Origin of the sequence: Pseudomonas sp. (assembly GCF_049301935.1) — a bacterium.
Taxonomy (GTDB): Bacteria; Pseudomonadota; Gammaproteobacteria; order Pseudomonadales; family Pseudomonadaceae; genus Aquipseudomonas.
In genome coordinates this window covers 1-2,883 of the sequence record NZ_JBAQLP010000023.1, presented here as the reverse complement: position 1 = coordinate 2,883, position 2,883 = coordinate 1, and the positions used below count along the sequence as shown (strand labels likewise).

Below are 2,883 nucleotides of genomic sequence, written 5' to 3'. Positions count from 1 at the left end.
GGCCTAATCAGACCGAGAAGCGCGCCACCAGCGCATTCAAGTCTACGGCTAGGCGCGATAACTCCTGGCTGGCCGCACTGGTCTGGTTGGCTCCAGCCGAAGACTGCAACGACAGATCACGGATATTCACCAGGTTGCGGTCGACTTCGCGGGCCACCTGGGCCTGCTCTTCCGAGGCGCTGGCGATCACCAGGTTGCGTTCGTTGATCTGCGAAATCGCGGCCGCAATCTCATCCAGCGCCTGACCGGCAGCCTTGGCCACATCCAGGGTTGAGCGCGCCCGGCTGTTGCTGTTCTGCATGGCACTGACCGCCTTGTCGGTGCCCTGCTGAATGCCGCTGACCATCTGCTCGATCTCACGAATCGACTAAGCCAGGCAATCACGAATGTATAAGCAGCGGAGCAGGGACTGATCGGCTGACTAGCGCGCAGTGTATGCGCGCTAAAGACGCTTAAACTGCGCCAGCGGGTGGCAAGCTGCGCTTCAGCTGCCGCGGTAGGTGGAGTAGCTGTAAGGGGAAATCAGCAGCGGCACGTGGTAATGCTCTTGCCCTGCATCGATGCCGAAGCGCAGCACCACGACATCCAGAAAGGCCGGCTCCGGCAATGCAACGCCGCGTGCGCGGTAGTAATCGCCAGCATGGAAATGCAGCTGATAAACGCCACTGCAATAATCGTCACCCTGCAGCACCGGCGCATCACAGCGCCCGTCGTGGTTGGTGACCAGGCTATTGAGCAGCTCCAGCTGTGCCCCTGCAACGCGATACAGCTCAATCTTCAGTTCGCTGCCTGGGCAACCATGGGCGGCATCCAGTACGTGTGTGGTCAATCGTCCCATCGTTTATGGGCACCTGCGCAGACAAGCCAACACAGACGCCGCACCTCCTCTACTTTTATTGAATTCGGCAGATTTATCAGGCCAAGCAGCCTCGACTGGGCTCAAGCATAGCATGCTGAAAAGCAAAAATAAGACACTTTTGCAAAAAACTGTACACAATAAATCAGCCGCCAGGCCTGCCAAGCACAGCCTAAACGGGCCGTAAATCGGCCATAAGTGCTTGCGATTACTGCTTTTGCACAGCAACAGCTGATGCACCGGACAGACTCAGCATTAAGGCAAAATTTCGCAAAATAAGTAAATTTTAGATTTACAAGATGCAAAGCACTTTGTATACAATTAGCCCACCCCGGTCGTGCAACGCATCCATGCCTGCCCAATGACCACCACAAACAGCAAGAAGGAAGACTGCAGTGAGCGCTGACTACCCACGCGACCTGATCGGTTACGCCAACAACCCGCCCCATCCGCACTGGCCGAATGGGGCGCGCATCGCCCTGTCGTTTGTGCTCAATTACGAGGAAGGCGGCGAGCGCAACGTGCTGCACGGCGACAAGGAGTCCGAAGCGTTCCTCTCCGAGATGGTGTCCGCGCAGCCGCTGCAAGGCCAGCGCAACCTGTGCATGGAGTCGCTTTACGAGTATGGCAGCCGTGCCGGCGTCTGGCGTTTGCTGAACCTGTTCCAGAAGCACAACATTCCGCTGACCATCTTTGCCGTGGCCATGGCTGCGCAGCGTCACCCGGATGCGATCAAGGCGATGGTCGACGCTGGCCACGAGATCTGCAGCCACGGCTACCGCTGGATCGACTACCAGAACATGAGCGAAGCCGAAGAGCGCGAGCATATGCTCGAAGCCATCCGCATCCTCACCGAGCTTACTGGTCAGCGTCCACAAGGCTGGTACACCGGTCGCACCGGGCCTAACACCCGTCGCCTGGTCCGCGAGGAAGGTGGCTTTCTGTATGACAGCGACACCTACGACGACGACCTGCCCTACTGGGACCCGGCCAGTAGCGCGGCCAAACCGCATCTGGTGATCCCTTACACCCTGGACACCAACGACATGCGCTTCACCCAGGTGCAGGGCTTCAACACCGGCGATGACTTCTACCAGTACCTGAAGGACGCCTTCGATGTGCTGTATGCCGAAGGCGTGGCCGGCGCACCGAAGATGCTCTCGATCGGCATGCACTGCCGCCTGCTCGGCCGCCCGGCGCGCCTGGCGTCACTGGCGCGCTTCCTCGAATACGTGCAGAGCCACGAAAAAGTCTGGTGCGCACGCCGCGTCGATATCGCCCGCCACTGGCACGCCACCCACCCGTTCAGCGCGATCCCTGCACAAGAGAGCAGCAAATGAGCCGTTTCCAGACCCTGACCCCGTCCCAGCTGAGCCGCGAGGAATTCGTCAACGTCTTCGCTGATATCTACGAGCACTCGCCCTGGGTCGCCGAGAAGGCCTTTGACCTGGGCCAGGATGACAGCATCAACGAAATCGACGGCCTGCATCAGCGCATGGCCGACCTGTTGCTCAGTGCCAGCCATGCCACGCAGCTGGCGCTGATCAATGCTCACCCGGACCTGGCCGGCAAGGCAGCGGTACGCGGTGAGTTGACCGCATCAAGCACCTCGGAGCAGGCCGGTGCGGGCATTCACGCCTGTACCGCAGAAGAGTTCGCCCGCTTTACCGAACTGAACGAGGCCTACAAGGCCAAGTTCGGCTTCCCCTTCATCATGGCGGTAAAAGGCAGCAATCGGCACCAGATCCTGGCGGCCTTCGAGCAGCGCATCCACAACACCCCGGAGCAGGAATTCGCCTGCGCCCTGGCCGAGATCAACAAGATCGCGCTGTTCCGCTTGCAGCAGCTGTAGGCCGCAAGCCCTCCGCCCTCCCCAACGCCATCATCTAAGGCAGACATTTCATGAAAGCTTACGCCGTACCCTTTGAGAAATACGTCAACCTGGCCGACGCGCGCCTGGGCACCCAGGCCATCGCGGTCACCGACGACTGGTTCGCCGACGTCAACCGTCTGTTCCAGCCGACCCC

3 protein-coding genes and 2 pseudogenes are annotated in these 2,883 nt (G+C 59.9%); 3 read left to right on the top strand and 2 right to left on the bottom strand.

All coding sequences use genetic code 11. The annotated features are described in order from the left end of the window. Positions 1–7: 7 nt before the first annotated feature. Together WA145_RS03040 and uraH are read right to left on the bottom strand one after the other, a co-directional pair. Positions 8–367, bottom strand: a pseudogene (locus WA145_RS03040) (methyl-accepting chemotaxis protein); the annotation flags it as partial. Positions 368–484: 117 nt separating this feature from the next. After that, positions 485–838: a hydroxyisourate hydrolase gene (gene uraH, locus WA145_RS03035; RefSeq protein WP_422580154.1), complete on the bottom strand. Its 354-nt coding sequence runs from the start codon at positions 836–838 to the stop codon at positions 485–487. Positions 839–1,251: 413 nt separating this feature from the next. On the opposite strand from uraH, the gene puuE reads away from it, so the two are divergent. The 3 genes and pseudogenes from puuE to WA145_RS03020 all read left to right on the top strand — a co-directional run. Beyond that, positions 1,252–2,196, top strand: a complete 945-nt coding sequence (puuE, locus tag WA145_RS03030) for an allantoinase PuuE (RefSeq protein WP_422580153.1) — start codon at positions 1,252–1,254, stop codon at positions 2,194–2,196. After that, positions 2,193–2,708 (top strand): 2-oxo-4-hydroxy-4-carboxy-5-ureidoimidazoline decarboxylase, encoded by a 516-nt coding sequence (gene uraD / locus WA145_RS03025; protein WP_422580152.1) that lies wholly within the window; start codon positions 2,193–2,195, stop codon positions 2,706–2,708. Before puuE ends, uraD begins: the two co-directional genes overlap by 4 nt. Before the next feature lie 50 nt (positions 2,709–2,758). Then, positions 2,759–2,883, top strand: a pseudogene (locus tag WA145_RS03020) (allantoicase); the annotation flags it as partial.